Raw genomic sequence first — 20751 nt, forward strand, 5'->3', positions numbered from 1 at the left:
ATGGCAAATTCATTTTACTCATTGTGATATATATGAGTTTATATTTACTTTAATTAGTATTGAATTAATCATTAATTAAAATAATGGCCTATAGCTTTTTGTTGTACAATTTTAACACTTCGTTTACAATATTGTCTAAATCATGAATTTTATTTACGAAATATCTACCTTTTGAAGCAATTTTTTTTAAGTCTACTTTATTTTCAACCAAATCTTTTAACACATTATATATATTATTAGGATTGGCATCTATAATAGGTATGATATCTCCATAATCTATGTATTTGTAAAATTCTTTATTGATATGGCAAACAACCGGCCTTCCTAAAGCCATTGCTTCGATGGAAGCAGTTCCGTACCAACCGGATAATATTTGGTCTACAAATATATCACACTCTTTATACATCTCTTTTAAACGGTTATGACTCACATTTTCAACAAGCATAATTTCAATGTCATAACCTTCATCTTTGAGTTGATTAATCGCATCTATGATATATTTTGTTCCTTTATTCCCACGGTGTGTTGGTGCATGCATTATTTTAACTTTATTGTTTTGCTCCGACTTTGGGGAATAGGTAAATTCGTCTAAATCTATTCCGAGAGGAAGAACTGTAGAACTTGGAACAAACGGAGAGTAAAGGGGTGCACAAACGATTTGTAAGTCAGCATATTTTTTGTGCCATCTTAATCTTTCACTTACATAATAGTCATGCTCCTCAGCCCTTTCTTCACTAATCCTATAAACTATATTCGTGTATTTAAAATTTTCAACCGAATATTTGTATTTTTGTACGTCGAGCCCAAGATATTCAAATACTACCTTTTTGCCGAATAATCTATAAAATGGCAGTTCCCATTGCGATTTTGTAAGTGTTTTCCCCGCATAGAAATGGAATATATCATAGTAAAAGAAGCAGTGAAATAGATATAGTTTGTTCCAAACATAATTATAAAGTTTCTCTATTAAATTAGTACCACTGTGTTTTAAGGTGAGATCAGTAACACGTTCAAAAGGATCATAACTAGTTACTGAAAAAGCTTTGATACCTCTTTCCCTGAGACCACGTGCCAAAAATCCCGATTGAGTACCATAATTTACCAATCCAAAAAATACCTTCATTTGATGAATATCCATTAGAAAAATTGTTTAATCTCTCTTATAACTTCATCAGCCTGTTCCTCACTCATCCCAGGCCAAATCGGTATGCTTAGTACTTCATTTGCAAGTTGCTCTGCCACAGGAAAAGCACCTTTTTTATAATTAAGCTCTGAATAAGCTCTCTGTAGATGCGGAGGAATCGGGTAGTGAATTAGTGTCCCTATATCATGTTTTTTTAAATATTTTTGCAAACCTTCGCGTTGTCCAGTCCTAATTACATATAGATGGTACACATGAGTTGAATTAGGATGTTCTTGAGGAAGAATTAAATCACCTATTCCATTTAGTTCATCATTATACCAACCTGCAATTACCTGGCGCTGTGCGGTCCATTTTTTTAAATATTTCATTTTTATATTTAAAAATGCAGCCTGCAGCTCATCTAATCGTTTATTATAGCCAATCTCTTTATTGATGTATTTCTCTGAGGAACCATAATTTCTTAATATTCTTATTTTTTGTGCAAGCTTATTATCATCGGTAGTAACTGCACCGGCATCGCCTAATGCTCCGAGATTTTTCGTCGGGTAAAAACTTGTGGCATTCACTACTCCCCAGCTGCCGGTAGGCTTTGACAGAAATTTTGCACCATGCGCCTGTGCATTATCTTCAATTACATAAAGGTCATGATTATTTGCTACGGCCACTATGCTATCCATCTCACAGGCTTGCCCATACAGATGAACTGGTATTACAGCTCTAGTTTTCGGTGTAATAGCATTTTCTAAATTATTTGGATCCAAATTATAAGTTGCGGTATCAGGTTCAGCAAAAACTGGCTTTGCCCCAGTATAGCTTACTGCAAGGACAGTCGCTATATAGGTATTGGAAGGTACGATGACTTCATCTCCCTTTCCGATTCCCAGGCTTTTTAAAGATAAAAAGAGTGCATCCAGTCCATTACTGACACCAATAGCCTGATCAGTACTACTGAGAGTGGCATAATTACGTTCAAATTGGTTTAGATGTTCACCCAAAATAAGGGAGTTGCTATCGTATATCTCTTTAAATGTTTCTACCATCTCATCACGAATCGGAGAATGAAAAGCTTCAAAATTTAAAAATTCAATGCCCATTTACGTATTGAATATTTGTTCAATCAATGAATAATTTTTTGTTTCTACCGAATAGTGTCTTTGAACAAATCCTCTTGCTCCAAAGCCCTCTTTCCAGAAGAGCAAGCCTTCATTAAGATTCCATTCAGATTCTTCATTTACTGCCCCAAAATCAAAGTATTTCTTCTTTTTAAATACTTCATCAATCAAATATATGAAGAGATAGTCCAAAGCACCCAGATTTCTTCCCTTAACAGTAGAAGAAATATATTGAGTATGTGCAGTTGTTTGTGTTTCAAATATAGTCGTACCGCCGATAATTTCATCTTTTTGGTAAACATTAAACTGACGAATGCGACCTTCATTTTTATCATGCAGGTATTGAATTTCATCGAGGGTATGAACGGGTTTAACCCCATGTCTTTTCATAAGGTTTGGAGTTAATACATTCGTCCAGAATTCTTCAAATCTTGATGTTTCCTGAATATATACCTCATTGTTACGTGCTTTTTCTGCTCCTTTTATCCTGCTTTTTTGCCTCGGAATTTCAATATTTGATCTCAAATTAACCACACAAGTTAAATCCATTTTTTCAATCTTCCCTTTTGCCAATTTCAACCCGTATTCAATATCTTGCCTGATATTCTTGTGATAAAAGTCGGGTACCAGTTTAATGTCTAATATTTGAACTCCTTCCTGATAAAAGAACTTTAGTATCGCAGCTAAATGTCTCATGGTATCCTTCGAACATGTGCCGAACTCAACTATCAGCCCTCCATAAGTAAGGCCGGCATGGGATATTACTTTTCCCGAACTTTCATAATTTGCCGGAAATATTCCTACACATTCCCCATCCTCATAAACAAGGACAGAGGCATCTTTGAATCTATCTCTATGATAATCCATGAAGTTCCTCGAGTGTAGAAATGTACCATTTACCGCACAGGATAAAAGATTTTCCCAAGCCACTTTTCTAGATTCATCATACTTTTCGATACGTATCATTATTAAGAAGTTCGCCATTTTAGATAGCTGTCATAATCTCTTATGTAGTCACCCTCATCAAATAAGTGAGATACCAAAGCCAGACAAACGCTGCCAGAAGAAAAATTCATTTCCAAAGCCCAAATCCCTGGTGGGATATGTAATCCGTAGTAAGGCCTGTTTAACATTATCTTTTTTTCGTTCGAACCATCATCAAGTAAAACTTCGAAAGCTCCGCTCACAGCTGTTAAGAATTGATGACACGTTTTATGTGCATGTGCTCCTCGTGATACTCCTCCCGGTATATCGTAAATATAAAAGACCCTCTTAATTGCAAATGGTACTTCAATATTATTGTTAATATGAGTTATATGACCTTTCCTGTTACCCAATTGAGGCAGATCTAAGACAGAACAATCGTTTATTGAATTAATATTAGACATTATTAATCATTCCCTTATACTCCTTGAAATCCCAAATGTAATCATCTCTTGTAAATTCCATACTGGAGATATGCAATGCCATTGAATTGGTTGAAAAGTTTTCCATATGCCTCCAGGTCTTTGCAGGAAGGTATAATCCGAAATAACTACGATTTAACGAGTACTTTTGTTCGGTTCCTGAAATATCTGTTACTATGATATCCAAACTACCACTTAAAGCAATTATGATCTCCTGCTGCGTATAGTAAGCGTGTCCTCCCCTGACTTCACCCCCTGGCACATCATAGGTCCAGAATACCCGGGCAATTTCGAAAGGAATCCGATCAAAATTCTGAAGGAAAGTCAGATTGCCTCTCGGATCTTTAATTTTTGGTAATTCTAGTAACCTAACCTGTTCCATTTTGGAATATAAAATTTACCAAACATATTCATGGCTACCACCTCTTATCTATGTCCGGATAATATTTTTGTAGCAATCTAATATCTTCTTCTAAAATATCCCTCAACCAGATTAAATCCTCTTTTGATACATTACCCACCTTGTTTTTAGCAGCGAGATATAACAGTCTGAAATCAAGAACTCCCCTTCTTATCGCCTTGGCGCAAAAAGATCTTAGTCTCCCTTTCCTATCGTCGATTTTTGAAGTTGTGTTTGCTTTGATATCAACAGTAATGGTTATAGGTTTTAAGCCCAAATATTCAAAACAACCGTGCAAAGCCTTATTGGCATCATTTATTAACTCTTTCGATGTAATAACGTAAATATTTTTCCTGCCAAACTCGTTTATAAGATATTGAAGTTTCTCTCCATAAAGTGACTCTTCATAATAGGACTTAAAATGACCTCCCCAACCTGGTTTTCTAAAGTCAACCGGTGTTCTAATGTTATATTCTACTGCATTTCTAAAGCTTCTAAATTCTTCAAACAGGCTAACTTGCCAAAGATAATGGCTAACTGCCCTCATCACTGGATCGCGAAGTATAACAATGAACTTGACACCACCTAGTTCTTTTTTAATTCTTTTTAGTGCTACCCTATCTACAAAGTAGGCTGTACTGGATTCACCCCAATACCTTGCTTTTTTATTATTAAATAAATTATCGTAAAAAGTCAGTCCCTCAGCATAACGCTTGTTGAGAGTAAAATAATACGGTTCTTTTTCCCTTGACATTTCTATATCCGGATGAAGATTCAGGTACTCATGCAAGCTCGATGTGCCACTCTTCGCCGCTCCTGGAATTATTAAATTCGGTTTCATATAGATAATAGTCTACTCTATGATAGTAGTATTATTTAATTGGCATGATTGTAAACAATCTATAAGAATAGATTAAATTAATTATGTTAAATATGTAACTGGCAAAGTAATTAAGATAATTTAATTTATCTGTATTATGGTTTTGAGCTTTATAAATTAGCATGTTTATTTACACAATGAATTCAATCCATGAAAATTATTTAACAGTCCTCTACAAGCAGGTTATATAATGTCTAAAAAGATTAACGGTAAAGTAATACTGCTCTCTTGTATTTTCATTTTATCTATTCTCAATACACAAATTAAAACGGCATACGCACAAGACATTGGCATTGGTTTAAAAACCGGCCTGGATTTCAGTACTTTGCTCAATAATTTTCATTTTCAATCAGGAGATTTAAATTTAGATTTAAGTCCTAACATTACAACGGGTTATAATATTGGGTTGATTTACCGCAATCGCATTCATTCAAACTTTAGATTACAAGCTGAACCTTCCTTTTTAGAAATCGGAGCTCAATTTGATGAAGCTTTCACATTGAGAGGATTTGAATTTCAAACAAAGAGCGAAACAAAACTATCTTACCTACATCTACCTATAGTTTTAGAATTGACGACGACACCTCCGGATCTGCAAGAGTTTCCCAAACCCTGGGAAGAGACAACTTACCATGCCACAATAGGATTCTACGGCAGCTATTTACTAGAAGCCAACTTTTCTGGAACGAATACCGGGACTCCACTAGGTGTTGATTTTGAAGAGAGTTTCTCTAACGATATCACTTCACAATTTAATGAAGTTGATACCGGAATTATATTTGGAGGGGGGCTCGAATATGGCTATCAAAATAAGATTGGAATAGAAACCCGGTTGATGCTAGGTCTCATAAATTCGAATAATTCTGCTAATACAGAATTTAAACCGAATAATCTCTCAGTTTCAGTTGCTATATATTATTTGTTTTAAAAAGATACTTAAATAAGGCTATACCACAGAGGTGCGCAGAGATATTTTATAGTTCCAAAGAGTTTAAAACACTACTATTAAATCCCTTACTCCAATCTCTTTCCTTCCGTTATCCTTGCCTCAATAAAACCCTTTATTAATAAAAATTAATTATTTATTGGATTTGATAACTATTAAAATTGACTAATAGTTGGTCTAAATCAATTCTAAAATTACAGGGAGTTAAAATTATGAAAAAGAATGGAGTGTTAGCATTTGCATCTTTATTTGTTGGTTTGTTGTTCGCATTCATATCTTGTGATCAAAGTACAAGTGATGAGTTTCAGGAGTCGTTTCAAAAAGTAAAACAAGTTACACCAATTCCAGGAGCTCAAAATGAACGCATTAACCTACAACCCGGGGATAGTCAAGATAGTTTCTTTACAGTCACATTAGATGACGGAACTGTTAAGGAAGGCTGGTGTATTGAATGGAATGAAAGCTATGTTCAAGGAGAGCAAAATGGAGTAAAAATGTTCTCTACGAAAGGACAAGAAGCATGGAAAGAATTGAATTATTTTATGCACATTAAAGATAAGTTGAGAGCTCAAGATCCCGATCTTACTTTTCGTGAAATACAAGTTGTAATTTGGTCCTTAGTTGATAATCCAGAATTTGATGTTGATAATATTTCCGAATACAGTCACATTAATCCAAGAATTTATAATAATGGTGAAGTACTTTTTGATATTCAAAAAGTTAAAGATATAGTCAATCAGGTTGAAGCTCACTTTGTTAATTCAGCTAGTAAATTAGAAGCTGAATATTCCGGTACTACTATCATTGAAAATGATGGTCAGACTATTATGATGGCTGGTGAAACAGCTTTTGCTTACAACCCCAATTATTCAACTTGTTTTGATGAAGAGATAATTGCGAATACTACTTTCCCAAATTGGGGCTGGACGAATGGACCAATATCTGATGGTTTCGAAGACACTTTTGACATCTGGGCAGGGGCAGGCCAATGCGATCTGTCTAAAGGTACATTAGTTGGAGAATTGTTCGTTAGCTATTCTGGAGGTACTCTGACAGCTACGTATAATATGACAGTGACATCACCTTATACTAATAAATTATATACAATGACTACGGCTCATTTATATGCGGGAGGTGATGCATATCCTACAAATGGTGGAGAATATACAGTAGCTCCCGGGCAGTATACTGAGGTTCATGATCCTTTAAGCAACCTGACTACATATACTATTGAAATCAGTGGTTTAAGTGGTGCCATTTACTTCATTGCCCATGCCGATGTAGAAGGATTCGATCCTGATGCCTAGCATTTGCTCATAACAAACTATTAAATATAAAAAAGGGATTCAAAGGCAACTTTGAATCCCTTTTTTTATGGAACACGGATTTTACGGACAATATTGATTGAAGTCGTATAAATATACCTTACACAAATAACCTTCAGCGTAAATCCGCAGTACCCGCGGCTTCCGCGTTCTATTAATCTTCCAGGCTTTGCATAGCGCTTTTGGCAGCGCGCTGTTCGGCTTCTTTTTTGCTCTTTCCTTTGCCCTGCCCCATCTCTTGGTTGTCGACGAGTACTTTTACTTCGAAGGTTTTATCATGACCCGGACCGTATTCCTTGATGACTTCATATCGAGGTATGGCCATCTGGTTAGCCTGGGCATATTCGAGGAGCAGGCTTTTATAGTTGTCGAGCGTTTCAGATAGGCTATCTATGTCTACATGTTTTTTGATGAGCTTTTTGACAAATCGGGAGGCTGACTCGTAGCCGGAATCCAGGTAAATCGCACCGATGAGGGCCTCGAATACATCGGCCAGTACACTCTTGGAAAATTCAATGCCCTGCCCCCTGGCGCGGTCTCCGAGAACCAAGATTTCACTGAGCTTCAGGTGTCTGGCATAGTCCGCCAATGCATCCCCTTTCACGAGCTTGGCTCGTAGCTTGGTTAGGAAGCCTTCGTTTTCATCGGGATATTCATAATAGATGATCTCGGTAACAATTAGATCCAATACCGCATCACCAAGGAACTCCAAACGTTCATAGGAGTCAGTGGAAGAGAAACTGTCATCGGCCAAGATAGAACGGTGTCGAAGGGCTTTTATAAATAAAAAAGGATCATCGATTGGAGTATCGATCATCCTTTCAATTTGTTCTATCCGTTTTTGATGTTTGGAAGGAAGCTCAGAATGTTTGTTAAAATATGCCCTGAGTTTATCAAACATCAATCGGATTATGCTTCAAATTTCTTCATGATCAGGGCGGTATTGTGTCCTCCAAAGCCAAAAGCATTGTTCATGGCATAGTCGATATCACGAACTTCCGCTTCGTTTGGAGTATAGTTGAGATCACAATCGGGATCGGGATTCTCAAGATTGATCGTTGGAGGAACCATGCCGTGATAGATGGCAAGCAGTGTTGCCAACGATTCTATCGCTCCGGCTGCCCCGAGGGTGTGACCCGTCATCGACTTGGTGGAATTACAATTGATGTCATAGGCATAATCACCGAATACCTTCTTTATAGTATTGGTTTCAGCAATATCACCCAATGGTGTGGAAGTTCCATGCATATTGATGTGATCAATGTCTTCCGGCTTAATTCCCGCTGATTCAAATGCACGGTTCATTGCTAGGATCACTCCTTTTCCGTCCGGATCGGGAGCGGTAATATGGTGGGCATCAGCGGAGAAACCGTATCCGGAAATCTCACCGTATATTTGTGCACCACGATTTTTGGCATGTTCCAGTTCCTCAAGGAAGAAGATACCGGCACCCTCCCCTAATACAAATCCATCGCGTGTTTTATCAAAGGGACGCGAGGCCGTTTCGGGCGAATCGTTTCGGGTGGACATTGCTTTCATAGAGTTAAATCCAGCCAAACCTATTTCTGAGACCGGAGCTTCAGATCCTCCTGTGATAGCCATATCACACTGCCCTTGTTGAATAGAGTCATAGGCCAAGCCTATGTTGTGTGAACCTGTTGCACAGGCAGATACCGCACAAAAATTTGGGCCTTTAAATCCCCATTTAATAGAAATTTGTCCGGCCACCATATCGGGTATCATCTTTGGTATAAAGAACGGTGATACCCCGCGCGGTCCATCTTTATAAAGGGCTACAGACTGATCGTAAAAGGTAAGCATGCCACCGATTCCGGTTCCGACTATAACTCCTACACGGTCTTTATCAACCTTGTCCAAATTGATGCCGCTATCATTTAATGTTTCTTCGGCAGCAATCAGGGCATATTGACAAACTTTATCCAGGCGACGAGCTTCCTTACGGTCAAAGTAATTCAGCTCATCGTAGTCTTCGATCTGGGCGGCAAATTTGGTCGGGTAGTCTGTGGTGTCGAAATGTTCTATAGGTTGGGCACCACTTTTACCTGAGACCAATCCGTTCCAGAAATCAGGTGCCGTTTTACCCACTGGGGTAATGGCACCTATCCCGGTTACTACTACTCTACGTTTTGACATGCTTGATTAATACTATGCTATCAAATGACGAATTTAGGAAACCTTTCCTTTCAGATAATCTACGGCATTACCTACTGTGGCAATGTTTTCGGCGTCTTCATCAGGGATACTGAGGTCGAATTCTTTTTCGAATTCCATGATCAGCTCAACGGTATCCAGTGAATCTGCACCGAGGTCGTTGGTGAAATTAGCTTCGTGAGTTACTTCAGATTCGTCAACTCCTAATTTGTCAACGATAATTGATTTTACTTTTGCTTCAACGTCTTGTGACATAATATTGTGTTATCTTCGTTTTAGGTTAATTAATTAAGAAAAATGTTTTCCCTTGCTATAAATCAACATGGGCTGAAAATACAATATCTATTCGTAAAAATACACTTATTAAAGTTCGAAATCCGAATGCTCAAAATTCGAAACTATGTTAACTAAATCTACATAAATGATCGGGAGTGTTGCTGCCCCACAGCCGGCTCAGCAACTAACTAACAGCTGCTTTAGGATTTCGATCATTCGAGCATTGAAATTCATCTCTACATCGCCATACCGCCATCGACTCTTAGAACTTCACCGGTAATATAACTGCTAGAATCTGAAGCTAGAAATACAACTGCCTCTGCCACTTCATCTGCTTCACCAGCTCTTCCAAGTGGGGTTTCTTCTCTTATTCCTTCGAGCACTTTCTCATCCAATTCCCCGGTCATCTCTGTTAATATATAACCAGGTGCTACTACGTTGGATCTAATATTTCTAGAGGCCAATTCTTTAGCATAGGATTTTGTAAATCCAATAATACCGGCTTTAGATGCTGCATAGTTGCTTTGTCCTGCATTACCGCTGATGCCAACCACGGAACTGATATTGATAATTGATCCGCCCCGATTCCGCATCATCGGTTTGGCAACAGCTTTGCTATAATTAAAAATGCTTTTGAGATTCGTTTCAATAACCTCATCCCACTGCTCTTCGCTCATGCGCAGTATCAGGTTGTCTCTTGTTATTCCTGCATTATTTACCAGAATATCCAGTTTTCCCCAGTCTTCAGTGATCTCTTTAATGACATCTTCAGCTTTATCGAAATTAACTGCATCAGCCTGGAGCGCCTTGGCTTTACGCCCCATTCCTTCAATTTCCGACTTTACTTCTTCGGCAGCATCAACTGAACGAGCATAGGTGATGGCTACATCGGCACCATTTTCGGCAAGTTTGAGAGCAATGGCTTTACCAATCCCCCGACTTCCGCCGGTAACTAAAGCTGTTTTATTTTCTAAGGATATCATATTGTAAACTTTATGACTAGCCACTGACCTTCACAGATGATTCCATAAATCTGTGTACATCTGTGGCAAAATTATTCGTAACCTTCGGTTTCAACGTCTTTGAGTGTTCGTTTTACGAGACCTTGTAATACTTTTCCCGGGCCTACCTCAACAAAATGATCTGCCCCGTCGTCACTCATTTTTTGTAGGGTCTGTGTCCATCGCACCGGATTTAACAGTTGGTTCAACAGATTAGATCTGATCTCCTCCGGATCTGTTGTCGCCTCTGCCGTGTAGTTACTGTATATCGGACAATCAGGTTTTGTTATAACAAGATTATCAAGCTCTTCCTTTAGTCCGTCATAAGCAGGTTGCATCAGAGATGAGTGGAAAGCACCACTTACAGGAAGGAGACGTGCCAAACGACAACCGTTTTCTTTCGCAATTTCCACCGCTTTTTCAACTGCTTCTACATTCCCTGAGATAACAAGCTGACCGGGGCAGTTATAATTGGCAGCAATCACTTCCTTACCGGTTTCTTCAGAAGCCTGTTTGCAGAATTTTTCGACTTCTGCATCCTCCATCCCAATAATGGCAGCCATGGTACCGGGATTTTGAACACCGGCCTTTTGCATGAGTTCACCGCGACGTCGTACAATTTTGAGAGCAACCGGAAAATCCACAGCGCCACAAGCTACGAGTGCGGAAAACTCGCCTAAACTATGACCCGCAACCATATCCGGATCAGCATCAAGAGTGTTATATAAAGCAACCGAATGAAGAAAAATAGCAGGCTGAGTAAATTCTGTTTCTTTTAGGACTTCTTCCGGTCCTTCAAACATAATTTCTTTTAAATCGATGCCCAGGATATCGTCAGCTTGATCAACATATTCTTTAAATATGTCTGATTCCTGGTAATGAGACTTACCCATTCCTACCGATTGTGATCCTTGTCCTGGAAAAAGATACGCTTTAGCCATTATTCAATCCCCATTTTACATATGTCGCGCCCCAGGTGTAGCCTCCGCCAAATGCAGCCAATACCAGGTTATCCCCGTGGCTTAATTGATCTTGCCATTCATATAAACAGAGCGGAATCGTTGCAGCGGTCGTATTGCCGTATTTATCAATATTTATCATCACCTTGTCACGGCTGACCCCCATCCGGTTGGCGGTCGCATCAATAATGCGCAAATTGGCCTGATGCGGAACCAGCCAGGCAACATCATCTGCTGAAAGATTATTGCGTTCCATAATTTCCAGAGAGACATCGGCCATACCTACTGCTGCTTTCTTAAAAACCGTTCGACCGTCTTGAGTAACTACGTGTTGCTTATTCTTAACAGTCTCCTCACTTGCAGGATTCAAGCTTCCGCCCGCATGCTGATAGAGCGCGTTTTGCGTATCACCTTCGGTGTAGTTGATATAGTCAATGATACCGGTTTCATCATCCGATTCCTCCAGCAAAACTGCACCGGCAGCATCACCAAACAGAATGCAGGTGGTGCGATCGGTATAATCAACAATGGAGCTCATCTTATCGGATCCAATTACCAGTACTTTTTCTGCATTTCCGGCTTCTATAAAGTTAGCACCGGTAGTCAGAGCAAATAAAAAGCCGGAACAAGCAGCCGAAAGGTCAAATCCATATGCATTGGTGGCACCGATTTTCTCCTGAATCAAACAGGCTGTCGCCGGGAACATATAATCGGGTGTAACGGTGGCAACGATGATGAGATCAATTTCTTCTGCCGTGATGCCTCGTTGTTCCAGCGCTTCTTTTGCAGCTTCTGCCCCCATAAAAGACGTAGCTTTATCCTTGTCTTTAAGTATCCGGCGTTCGCTAATTCCTGTTCTTGTTCTGATCCACTCATCGTTGGTTTCCACCATTTGCTCGAGATCTTCATTGGTCAAACGATGTTCGGGCAAATAGTGTCCAACTGCAGTTATCTTTGCACGCTTTTGTTCCGCCATGTAATAATGTTACTTATTTTAGAGAAGCAATAATTTTGTCGTTGACATTGTGTTCAACGCATTTAACGGCATTCAAGACCATGTTTTTCATTGCCTTCGGTGAGCTGCCACCATGTCCCACCAAACTTACGCCATTAACGCCGAGAAAAGGTACGCCGCCAACATTCTCATAGTTGAATTGAGACAGTGATACCTTAAGGACTTTAACAACTTTTTCCGCTTCTTCTGAGCTTAATTCTAAGGTCTTAATGCCTTTGGCAATAAATTGTACCATATTTTCCGGAATGGATTCACCCAGCTTAAGAAGCAGATTCCCAACCAATCCATCACAAACAAATACATCTGCTTTTGCAGGAAGGATATCGCGTCCTTCTAAGTTGCCAACAAAATTGTCAAGATCACTTAAGAGATCGAAAGCCTCCTTTAGGTCATCCGTACCTTTTTCATCTTCTTCGCCCACGTTTAATAGGCCTACTTTTGGATTTTCAATTCCCATAACATGCTCTACGTATATAGACCCCATTTGAGCAAACTGGTAATACATTTCGGGGCGTACTTCCAGATTAGCACCGGCATCCATAAGCAATCGAAAACCTTTTACGGTGGGATAGGTAGCGGCAATGGCCGGACGTAAAACTCCTTCCAATTTGCCTAATAAAAAAGTAGATGCCGCAAGTAGAGCCCCGGTGTTCCCGGCACTGACAAACCCTTCGCATTTGCCGGCTTTCAACATCCCGAGTCCGACTACAATAGAAGAGTCTCGTTTTGTCTTGACAGCCTGGGCAGGCTGCTCATCCATTTCAATAACCTGGGGAGCATGCTTTACATGAATGCGCTGAGAATCATGTTCGTATTTATCCAGCTCCCTTTTTACGGTTTCTTCCGGTCCAAGCAATATAATATTCAGATCCCTATGTTCTTTGGAAGCTTCAATTGCTCCTTTTACAGGGCTTTCCGGATAAAAATCACCCCCAACGGCATCAACTGCAATAATCATGGAAAAAGAATTTGGCTAGAGTTATTTACTAACGCTTACTACCTGTCGGCCACGATAGTAACCGCACTCTGTACACACATGGTGATATCGGTGCAGGGCACCACAATTTGAACATTCTGCTAATGTTGGCTCTTCTAGACCATGATTAGCTCGGCGTTTATTTTTACGCGATTTAGATGTTTTACGTTTTGGATGTGCCATTTAAATAATTCGTAAATATTTCAGTTAATCCTTCAGTTTCTTCAATTCTTCCCAGCGAGGATCAATATTTTCTCCTTCGCCTTCTTCTTTTATCGATCCAAATGTCTTTGACTCAAAATCTTTTGGATTCCCTTTTTCATCCAGGAATTTAGGATGAAGCTTTTTAATGGGTATCTGTAACATAATGGTATCGCGGACTTCCTCTTCAATACTTATGGTATTGGTAGAAAAATTAAACCTGCGTACCGCTCCATTTTCATCCTCGGTTTCTTCTTGAACATCAACCTTGAACACAACCTCATAGTCCGCTTCAACCGGTTTGTCGAAATACTCCAGCGAACGATCGCACTGTATTTCAACTATGGCATGTACGTCAAAGTTGACCCGGATAAAATGGAGAGTCCGATAAAAATCTATTTCCATTTCCCCACCCTTGAAGGTATACGGAGAAAGGTCAAGATCTTCCCGATCCAGCGACAAATCCCGCCGGCTCTGACCCTCAGGTATCTCAACTATGTGAAATTCGAGTTTTGACATATCCTCAATAGCTTGCAAAGTTATGAATATTTGGATTGACCTGCAATCAATTAAACAGTCCAAACATCCGTTGCTCTATCAGTTCAATAACGCGTCCAAGGTCTTCCTGATTATTCACAAAATCGAGATCATCCGTATCGATTATCAGCTTGTCATGCTTATATCGGCCGATCCAGTCTTCATACAGACGGTTCAGGCGCTCCAGGTACTCAATGCGGATAGTATTTTCATAATCCCTTCCCCGCTGCTGAATTTGCTTAACGAGCGTCGGAACCTGAGCCCTGAGGTAGATAAGCAAGTCAGGCGGCTGCAAATATTGGGTCATTTCCTCAAACAGGGCCTCATAATTGCTGAAATCCCGGTCACTCATCAGTCCCATCTCATGCAGGTTCTTCGCAAAAATCTCCACATCTTCATAGATGGTCCGGTCCTGAATAATACTCCCCTCCTTCTCAAGCATGTTTTTCTGGTGACGAAAACGGCTGGATAGAAAATAAATCTGTAAATTAAAACTCCAGCGTCTCATATCATCATAAAAATCCGCTAGGTAAGGATTGTCATCCACCGATTCATAAAAAGCTTCCCAATTGAAGTGCTTGGCCAACAATCCGGTTAATGATGACTTTCCGGCTCCTATGTTACCGGCAATGGCAACAAACTTATCCTCTCCTTTTAGATCCTGTAAATCCTTTTGCTCCTTCTGATCACTCATTATATCCTTTCATTTCTATCATTTGGACTCTAAATACACCGAAGCCTAAACAATTCATTTATTCCTTCCCCAGCAGCTGGTACATTGCTTTTTTGTAAGCTTCCACACCAGGCTGATTAAAAGGATTCACTTCCAGACAGTATACATAGATGGCAGTAAAGAGTTCGAAAAAGTAAATCAACGATCCGACGTGCTGTGCATTCAGCTTTTCGATACTCAAAGTTACCACCGGTACCCCACCATCAATATGTGCCTCCTTGGTTCCAAGGTATGCTTTGACATTAATCTCATGAAATGTTTTCCCGGAAAGGTAGTTCAGGTTGTCTACGTTCTTTTCGCTGGATTCCACTTTAAACCCTGAGGTAGCCTCATTCACATTAATGAAGGTTTCCATCATGTTGCGGTTCCCGTTTTGAATCATCTGTCCTAGACTGTGCAAGTCTGTCGAGTAAGAGGTTGTTGCTGGAAACATCCCTTTTCCATCTTTTCCTTCGCTTTCTCCAAGCAGCTGTTGTACCCAGTTGCCAAAAGAATGCAGCTCAGGTTTAAATGAACCGATAACGTCTATGGCCTTTCCCTTTTGATGAAGGGCGTAACGGGTAGTTGCGTACTGAATGACATGATCGGGCGTCTCCTCCAATGCCTGGTATTCATTGACAGCACCGTAAAATAGCGTTTGTATATCGATACCCGCTACAGCAATAGGCAGTAAACCTACCGGTGTAAGAACAGAGAACCTTCCCCCGATATCGTCCGGTATAACAAACTTGCGGTATCCGAACTCATCGATTAATTCATTTAGAGCACCCCCCTCTTTACTTGTGGTACAAATGATACGATTGGCAGATTCCTCCCCGTAGGTATCTATCATCCATTTACGCAAGGAGCGGAAAGAGAGCGCTGTTTCTAGAGTTGTCCCTGATTTTGAAACCACATTTAGATATACACTTTTGGGAGAACCGTCCTCTTTTTTCTGACTTATATACTGAAGCAGTTGATCCATATACCTACCGCTCATATGGTGACCGGCATAAATGATTTCCAAGTCCTGCTTTATGGGGAAAAAGCTTCCAAGAGCTTCAATGACTGCTTTGGCTCCCAAATATGATCCTCCAATACCGCACAAAATAAAGACATCCGCATCCTCACGGATAGCCTGTGCGAGCGAGGATATCTGCTCGAGTATCGCATCGTTGGGACTCTCCAGCAAGGTTCTCCAACCCAGCCATTCTGCTCCCTCACCGCTTCCGTGCTTAACCTGTTCAAATGCTTTTAACGCTTGCTGACGGGCTTTATCTTGTTCAACTTCCGATAAAAAAGGAAGCGCACCCGATACATCAACATCTACCATAACTTGTAACCGACCTGAATTTTTCAAATAATATTCCAGTATTACTGCGAGCTAGAAAGTACTGCAAATGAATGGAGTATAAAACCTGAATAATTATTAAATTTCAACTTTTATTTGACAGGCAAAAACTGAATCATTAGCAGGCGGTAAATGATTGACACCCAGCTGGAAAAAGCAACCGATTTTAAGAGGAAGCAGAGAAAAACGCTGAAAGAGATAACCGATCCGGTATCTCCGCATCTTTCCGATTTCAGAAGTTTCTATAAGGATGCTCTTCGGACCGATGTCTTTGTACTTGATAAAATCGTTCAGTACCTGCTTAAGCAAAAGGGAAAAGAGATTCGTCCCACCCTGGTATTCATGTCTGCACGTCTTTTCGGTGATGTCACCAAACGTAGCTATGTCGCTGCCACGATGATTGAGCTGCTTCATACCGCTACTCTGATTCATGATGATGTAGTCGATGAAGCAAATATTCGCCGTGGTTTTCTGAGCATAAACAAGGTTTGGAAAAACAAAGCCAGCGTTTTGCTCGGTGATTTTTTGCTTTCCAACGGTTTATTGATTGCTCTTGATCACGACGAGTTTAAGTTACTGAAAGTTCTCTCGAGGGCAGTGAAGAGCATGAGTGAAGGCGAGCTGCGACAATTTAAAGCTGCCCGCCTCTTTAATATGACCGAAGAATACTACTTTAAGGTCATCTCCGAAAAGACAGCCAGTCTGATAGCGGCCTGCTGTGAGTGTGGCGCCATTTCTACTACTGATGACCCTGAGATGCATCAGAAAATGTATGATATCGGTATGTGGGTGGGTATTGCATTTCAAATAAGAGATGACTTATTTGATTACGGCGTTGATGATGTTGGGAAGCCACGACGCAACGATATACAGGAACGTAAAGTTACCCTCCCATTGATTAAAGCCCTGGATAATGTCGGTATGCTTGAAAAAACCCGTATCCGTTACCTGATGCGTAAGCGGAACAAGAAAAATGCGGAGATTGAAGAAATAGTTGAATTTGTTCATGAAAACGGGGGTATTGACTACGCCAGAACAGTTATGAATGAATATGCCGAAAAAGCGATAAAGAGTCTTTCAACTTTACCGGAAACAGAAGAACGAAAATCTTTTAAAGATTTAATTCAATTCATTATTAAGAGAAAAAAGTAAGCCATATTTCCGCCCTTATCTATGTCTGGTCAACACACCAAAACCGGGAAAAAACTTTTTGTATCAGACGCCCATCTTGGCGGCTTTGATAAGACATTAAACAGAAAAATTGAATTGGAGCTTATCCATCTCATCGACTTCTGTGAGAATAATGATTTCGATATGTACATCCTGGGTGATCTGTTCGACTATTGGATGGAATACCCCAATCACAGGCCCGAGCTGGGAGAAGAGTTACTGGAGCGATTCGAAAAATACAATCGGAATACGGGTTCAACACTTTATATTACCGGAAATCATGATAACTGGACCAACGGATATTTTAAAACCGTTGGATTCAAGATTGAGAAAAACCACCATTTTGTAAACTTGGATGGTAAAAAAGCTATGTTATTGCACGGTGATGGTTTGGATGATCCCTCTTTTAATCTGCCCAGACCACTCTTTCACCGGATTTTACGGAACCCAAACTTCGTAAAACTGTATCAATCAGTGCTGTCACCCGATACAGGATTAGATATCATGATGAAGTTTTCCAGACTGGCACGTTCCCGTGAGGTTACAGAAGCCGAAAAAAATCTGAACAATTGGGCGAGAAAACAGTTAGAATCGTCGGACACTGATTTTATTCTTTGTGGGCACGATCACAGTCCGCGACGATTGAATTTTGACTTCGGAACCTTTATTAATTTGGGTACATTCTACCAGCATAAATCCGTTGCAGTGTACAATAACAGCGAATTAACGCTCGTTAGTTGGAATGATGAAGCAAGGCAATTAACCCCTACACCAAATACATGAGTGACTCCTCTCAAAATGACGACATGGATCGCTATTTCAACGATCCGGAATACCGTCGAAAAATGAAAGAAAAGCGGAATGGAAATTCCGGCTCCGGTTCGCAAAAACCAAAGAATTCAGGCAGTCGTTTTCAGAATCTATGGGAAAGTGATTTATATAAATACGGTGCCATTACTATCGGGGCCTTTCTGGTTCTAGCCCTTGGCTTCCTAATATACTTGTCAACTGGCCTGCCATCGATTGAAGAACTGGAAAATCCACAAACAGCTATTGCTTCAACGGTTAACAGCCGAGACGGGGTAGTGTTGGATAAGTATTTCAAGGAAAACCGTAAAAATGTAAACATTGAGAACATCTCTCCTCACGTCATCGATGCTCTCATAGCTACCGAAGACCACCGTTTTTACCAGCATTGGGGTATTGACATGGTAAGAACACTTGCCATCCCCTATCACCTAGCTAAAGCAGCAGTTGGACTCGGAGATATTCAGGGAGGATCCACCTTGACCCAACAGCTGGCGCGAAACCTTTACAAAAAAATTGGTCGGGACTTTTCTGTCATTCGTAAGCTACGGGAGATGATTACCGCCATTCAGATTGAGCAGAATTATACCAAGCGGGAAATCATCGAGATGTATCTGAACACGGTTGAATTTCCCAACAGCGCCTTTGGTATTGAAACGGCAGCTCAGACCCACTATGGCAAATCAGCTGCTGAACTTACCATCTCGGAAGCTGCTACACTTGTCGGCTCAGTAAATGCCGTATATGCATACAATCCTAGACTTTTTCCGGAACGCTCCCAACAGCGTAGGGATATCGTGTTACGCCTGATGAATGTTCGCGGACTTATAAGCGATGAAGTTTATCAAAAGTTGATATCTGAGCCTATCAAGCTTGACTATCATCCGCCTTCGAACTCCGGTCGTGAGAGCCGGTATTTCGGTGAATATATCCGAAAAAAAGTAATGGAGTGGACCAAGGAGAATGGGTACGACATTTACACTGACGGTCTGTCCATTTACACCACCATTGATTCTCACATGCAAAAATATGCGGAGCAGGCAGTAAAGACGAAGCTGGACTCCCTGCAAAGCATTTATGAGGACGAGTGGACATCTCCCGGCGGCGAGTATATGGATCGCTTCTGGGAAAAATATCCCGGCTTTTTAAGAGATTTCATCCGTGAAACCGACCGGTATAAAAATGCCTTCTCCAAATACAATACCGATCAGGAGTCAGTTGTGTTTGATACCTTAATGGCCGACAGTGCGTATGTAGATTCGGTTAAACGGGCAAGAACCAGACTGGAAGCCAGCTTTGTAGCTATTGATCCCAGTAACGGTAACATCCGTGCCTGGGTGGGAGGATCGAATTACGGCAGTGTTCAGTATGACCACGTGTACCAGTCCAAGCGACAAGCGGGTTCCACTTTTAAACCATTTGTTTATTCTGTTGCTATCGATAATGGGTACAAGCCTTACCACAAATTTTCCAAATACCCGACCAAGTACTATGATCGCGCCGGCAATGTATGGGATCCCAAAGACCCTCAAGTTCCGGAAGGTCCGACTATGGTTCCCTTGCGTCAGGCGCTTGCCCGCAGTTTGAACAATGTTACAGTCCGTCTGCTACCTGAGATTGCAGGAAATCCGGGTACTACGAAACTGGAAGAACTTGAACCTGCTGCACGTAAAATCAAGCAGATGGCTTCCAATCTAGGGATTGATATGACGAATACTCCGCCCTACCCTTCTATTGCACTGGGTACGGCCGAGGTATCTCTTTTGGAACTGGTCAGCGCCTACACCACATTTGCTAACCAGGGCGTACACATAGAACCCATTGCTATCACCCGTATCGAAGACAAAGAAGGAAACGTAATCAAGGAATATAACCCGGAGTACCGCGAGGAGGTTATAAGTCCTGAAACCGCATACATGATGGTAGACATGATGCGGGGCGTAATACGCGGTGGTGAAGGATTTCACGGTACCGGTGTCAGACTACGAAATGTTTATAACGTTCAGCAGGATGTTGCAGGTAAAACGGGTACCACTCAGAATAGTGCCGATAACTGGTTTGTGGCCATGATGCCCCATGTCGTTATGGGATCCTGGGTGGGCGGTGAAGACCGAAGAATACGCTTTCCAACTGATATCTCTTACAGTATCGGGCAGGGTGCACGTTCTGCACTACCGATTGTGGGTAAGTTTATCAATCTCTCAACATCGGATCCGGAAACTCCATGGAGCTATGACTCCTTTACCCCTCCTCCGGGATTTGTCATGCCGATTGATCCGGATAGTGCTGCTACGGATAACCCTATGAAGGACAAGAATAAGGGACGTGTCGGCTGGTAATATAGAACACGGATAAAACGTG

General features: G+C 40.8%; 22 protein-coding genes. 5 read left to right on the top strand and 17 right to left on the bottom strand.

What is annotated here, in order from left to right:
- Positions 1-88 precede the first annotated feature (88 nt).
- The 6 genes from G3570_RS08655 to G3570_RS08680 are packed head-to-tail and all read right to left on the bottom strand — an operon-like array spanning position 89 to position 4903.
- On the bottom strand, positions 89-1138 hold the full coding sequence (locus G3570_RS08655) for a glycosyltransferase (protein ID WP_165141361.1): 1050 nt from the start codon (positions 1136-1138) through the stop codon (positions 89-91).
- Complete coding sequence (locus tag G3570_RS08660) at positions 1138-2238, bottom strand: DegT/DnrJ/EryC1/StrS family aminotransferase (RefSeq protein WP_165141363.1); 1101 nt, start codon at positions 2236-2238, stop codon at positions 1138-1140. The genes G3570_RS08655 and G3570_RS08660 overlap by 1 nt, the downstream gene beginning before the upstream one ends.
- Positions 2239-3222, bottom strand: coding sequence for a GNAT family N-acetyltransferase (locus tag G3570_RS08665; protein WP_165141365.1), 984 nt, complete (start codon positions 3220-3222; stop codon positions 2239-2241). It lies immediately after the preceding gene.
- Positions 3223-3224: 2 nt separating this feature from the next.
- On the bottom strand, positions 3225-3644 hold the full coding sequence (locus G3570_RS08670) for a sugar 3,4-ketoisomerase (protein ID WP_165141367.1): 420 nt from the start codon (positions 3642-3644) through the stop codon (positions 3225-3227).
- A complete protein-coding gene (locus tag G3570_RS08675; protein WP_165141369.1) occupies positions 3637-4044 on the bottom strand; it encodes a sugar 3,4-ketoisomerase in 408 nt (135 codons plus the stop codon). The genes G3570_RS08670 and G3570_RS08675 overlap by 8 nt, the downstream gene beginning before the upstream one ends.
- Before the next feature lie 34 nt (positions 4045-4078).
- A complete protein-coding gene (locus G3570_RS08680) occupies positions 4079-4903 on the bottom strand; it encodes a sulfotransferase domain-containing protein (RefSeq protein ID WP_165141371.1) in 825 nt (274 codons plus the stop codon).
- A 229-nt stretch (positions 4904-5132) separates the two neighbouring features.
- On the opposite strand from G3570_RS08680, the gene G3570_RS08685 reads away from it, so the two are divergent.
- Positions 5133-5870 carry a porin family protein gene (locus G3570_RS08685; RefSeq protein WP_165141373.1) on the top strand — a complete coding sequence of 246 codons (738 nt, stop codon included), beginning with the start codon at positions 5133-5135 and terminating at the stop codon, positions 5868-5870.
- Positions 5871-6100: 230 nt separating this feature from the next.
- Positions 6101-7195, top strand: a complete 1095-nt coding sequence (locus tag G3570_RS08690) for a hypothetical protein (protein ID WP_165141375.1) — start codon at positions 6101-6103, stop codon at positions 7193-7195.
- Between the two features lie 172 nt (positions 7196-7367).
- Here G3570_RS08690 and rnc read toward each other — a convergent pair whose 3' ends face one another.
- The 11 genes from rnc to G3570_RS08745 all read right to left on the bottom strand — a co-directional run bounded on the left by rnc (position 7368) and on the right by G3570_RS08745 (position 16395).
- Positions 7368-8114, bottom strand: a complete 747-nt coding sequence (gene rnc / locus G3570_RS08695) for a ribonuclease III (RefSeq protein ID WP_165141377.1) — start codon at positions 8112-8114, stop codon at positions 7368-7370.
- Between the two features lie 8 nt (positions 8115-8122).
- Positions 8123-9367 carry a beta-ketoacyl-ACP synthase II gene (gene fabF / locus G3570_RS08700; RefSeq protein WP_165141379.1) on the bottom strand — a complete coding sequence of 415 codons (1245 nt, stop codon included), beginning with the start codon at positions 9365-9367 and terminating at the stop codon, positions 8123-8125.
- A gap of 33 nt (positions 9368-9400) precedes the next feature.
- Positions 9401-9640: an acyl carrier protein gene (locus tag G3570_RS08705; RefSeq protein WP_165141381.1), complete on the bottom strand. Its 240-nt coding sequence runs from the start codon at positions 9638-9640 to the stop codon at positions 9401-9403.
- Positions 9641-9897: 257 nt separating this feature from the next.
- Positions 9898-10644, bottom strand: a complete 747-nt coding sequence (fabG, locus tag G3570_RS08710) for a 3-oxoacyl-[acyl-carrier-protein] reductase (RefSeq protein ID WP_165141383.1) — start codon at positions 10642-10644, stop codon at positions 9898-9900.
- 71 nt (positions 10645-10715) lie between these two features.
- A complete protein-coding gene (gene fabD, locus G3570_RS08715) occupies positions 10716-11603 on the bottom strand; it encodes an ACP S-malonyltransferase (RefSeq protein WP_165141385.1) in 888 nt (295 codons plus the stop codon).
- Positions 11596-12597, bottom strand: coding sequence for a beta-ketoacyl-ACP synthase III (locus tag G3570_RS08720; RefSeq protein ID WP_165141387.1), 1002 nt, complete (start codon positions 12595-12597; stop codon positions 11596-11598). Before G3570_RS08720 ends, fabD begins: the two co-directional genes overlap by 8 nt.
- 13 nt (positions 12598-12610) lie before the next feature.
- Positions 12611-13594, bottom strand: coding sequence for a phosphate acyltransferase PlsX (gene plsX / locus G3570_RS08725; RefSeq protein ID WP_165141389.1), 984 nt, complete (start codon positions 13592-13594; stop codon positions 12611-12613).
- 21 nt (positions 13595-13615) lie between these two features.
- Positions 13616-13795, bottom strand: coding sequence for a 50S ribosomal protein L32 (rpmF, locus tag G3570_RS08730; RefSeq protein WP_165141391.1), 180 nt, complete (start codon positions 13793-13795; stop codon positions 13616-13618).
- A gap of 24 nt (positions 13796-13819) precedes the next feature.
- On the bottom strand, positions 13820-14332 hold the full coding sequence (locus G3570_RS08735; RefSeq protein WP_165141393.1) for a YceD family protein: 513 nt from the start codon (positions 14330-14332) through the stop codon (positions 13820-13822).
- Between the two features lie 46 nt (positions 14333-14378).
- Positions 14379-15044: a deoxynucleoside kinase gene (locus G3570_RS08740; RefSeq protein WP_165141395.1), complete on the bottom strand. Its 666-nt coding sequence runs from the start codon at positions 15042-15044 to the stop codon at positions 14379-14381.
- Between the two features lie 58 nt (positions 15045-15102).
- A complete protein-coding gene (locus G3570_RS08745) occupies positions 15103-16395 on the bottom strand; it encodes a glucose-6-phosphate isomerase (RefSeq protein ID WP_165141397.1) in 1293 nt (430 codons plus the stop codon).
- A 150-nt stretch (positions 16396-16545) separates the two neighbouring features.
- Between G3570_RS08745 and G3570_RS08750 the strand changes: the two genes are divergently transcribed.
- From G3570_RS08750 to G3570_RS08760, 3 genes are read left to right on the top strand one after another with little or no spacing between them, the layout of a single operon-like run.
- Positions 16546-17565, top strand: a complete 1020-nt coding sequence (locus G3570_RS08750) for a polyprenyl synthetase family protein (protein WP_165141399.1) — start codon at positions 16546-16548, stop codon at positions 17563-17565.
- A 21-nt stretch (positions 17566-17586) separates the two neighbouring features.
- The gene (locus G3570_RS08755; RefSeq protein ID WP_165141401.1) at positions 17587-18366 is read left to right on the top strand and encodes a UDP-2,3-diacylglucosamine diphosphatase; all 780 of its coding nucleotides are present in this window, start codon (positions 17587-17589) and stop codon (positions 18364-18366) included.
- On the top strand, positions 18363-20729 hold the full coding sequence (locus tag G3570_RS08760) for a penicillin-binding protein 1A (protein WP_165141403.1): 2367 nt from the start codon (positions 18363-18365) through the stop codon (positions 20727-20729). Before G3570_RS08755 ends, G3570_RS08760 begins: the two co-directional genes overlap by 4 nt.
- Positions 20730-20751 lie beyond the last annotated feature (22 nt).

This window comes from Halalkalibaculum roseum (genome assembly GCF_011059145.1).
In the GTDB taxonomy this organism is placed as follows: Bacteria; Bacteroidota; Rhodothermia; order Balneolales; family Balneolaceae; genus Halalkalibaculum; species Halalkalibaculum roseum.

Coding starts and splice junctions, on each gene's coding strand:
- G3570_RS08655 (WP_165141361.1), bottom strand. CDS start 1,138: ATGGATATTCATCAAATGAAGGTATTTTTTGGATTGGTAAATTATGGT.
- G3570_RS08660 (WP_165141363.1), bottom strand. CDS start 2,238: ATGGGCATTGAATTTTTAAATTTTGAAGCTTTTCATTCTCCGATTCGT.
- G3570_RS08665 (WP_165141365.1), bottom strand. CDS start 3,222: ATGATACGTATCGAAAAGTATGATGAATCTAGAAAAGTGGCTTGGGAA.
- G3570_RS08670 (WP_165141367.1), bottom strand. CDS start 3,644: ATGTCTAATATTAATTCAATAAACGATTGTTCTGTCTTAGATCTGCCT.
- G3570_RS08675 (WP_165141369.1), bottom strand. CDS start 4,044: ATGGAACAGGTTAGGTTACTAGAATTACCAAAAATTAAAGATCCGAGA.
- G3570_RS08680 (WP_165141371.1), bottom strand. CDS start 4,903: ATGAAACCGAATTTAATAATTCCAGGAGCGGCGAAGAGTGGCACATCG.
- G3570_RS08685 (WP_165141373.1), top strand. CDS start 5,133: ATGTCTAAAAAGATTAACGGTAAAGTAATACTGCTCTCTTGTATTTTC.
- G3570_RS08690 (WP_165141375.1), top strand. CDS start 6,101: ATGAAAAAGAATGGAGTGTTAGCATTTGCATCTTTATTTGTTGGTTTG.
- rnc (WP_165141377.1), bottom strand. CDS start 8,114: ATGTTTGATAAACTCAGGGCATATTTTAACAAACATTCTGAGCTTCCT.
- fabF (WP_165141379.1), bottom strand. CDS start 9,367: ATGTCAAAACGTAGAGTAGTAGTAACCGGGATAGGTGCCATTACCCCA.
- G3570_RS08705 (WP_165141381.1), bottom strand. CDS start 9,640: ATGTCACAAGACGTTGAAGCAAAAGTAAAATCAATTATCGTTGACAAA.
- fabG (WP_165141383.1), bottom strand. CDS start 10,644: ATGATATCCTTAGAAAATAAAACAGCTTTAGTTACCGGCGGAAGTCGG.
- fabD (WP_165141385.1), bottom strand. CDS start 11,603: ATGGCTAAAGCGTATCTTTTTCCAGGACAAGGATCACAATCGGTAGGA.
- G3570_RS08720 (WP_165141387.1), bottom strand. CDS start 12,597: ATGGCGGAACAAAAGCGTGCAAAGATAACTGCAGTTGGACACTATTTG.
- plsX (WP_165141389.1), bottom strand. CDS start 13,594: ATGATTATTGCAGTTGATGCCGTTGGGGGTGATTTTTATCCGGAAAGC.
- rpmF (WP_165141391.1), bottom strand. CDS start 13,795: ATGGCACATCCAAAACGTAAAACATCTAAATCGCGTAAAAATAAACGC.
- G3570_RS08735 (WP_165141393.1), bottom strand. CDS start 14,332: ATGTCAAAACTCGAATTTCACATAGTTGAGATACCTGAGGGTCAGAGC.
- G3570_RS08740 (WP_165141395.1), bottom strand. CDS start 15,044: ATGAGTGATCAGAAGGAGCAAAAGGATTTACAGGATCTAAAAGGAGAG.
- G3570_RS08745 (WP_165141397.1), bottom strand. CDS start 16,395: ATGGTAGATGTTGATGTATCGGGTGCGCTTCCTTTTTTATCGGAAGTT.
- G3570_RS08750 (WP_165141399.1), top strand. CDS start 16,546: ATGATTGACACCCAGCTGGAAAAAGCAACCGATTTTAAGAGGAAGCAG.
- G3570_RS08755 (WP_165141401.1), top strand. CDS start 17,587: ATGTCTGGTCAACACACCAAAACCGGGAAAAAACTTTTTGTATCAGAC.
- G3570_RS08760 (WP_165141403.1), top strand. CDS start 18,363: ATGAGTGACTCCTCTCAAAATGACGACATGGATCGCTATTTCAACGAT.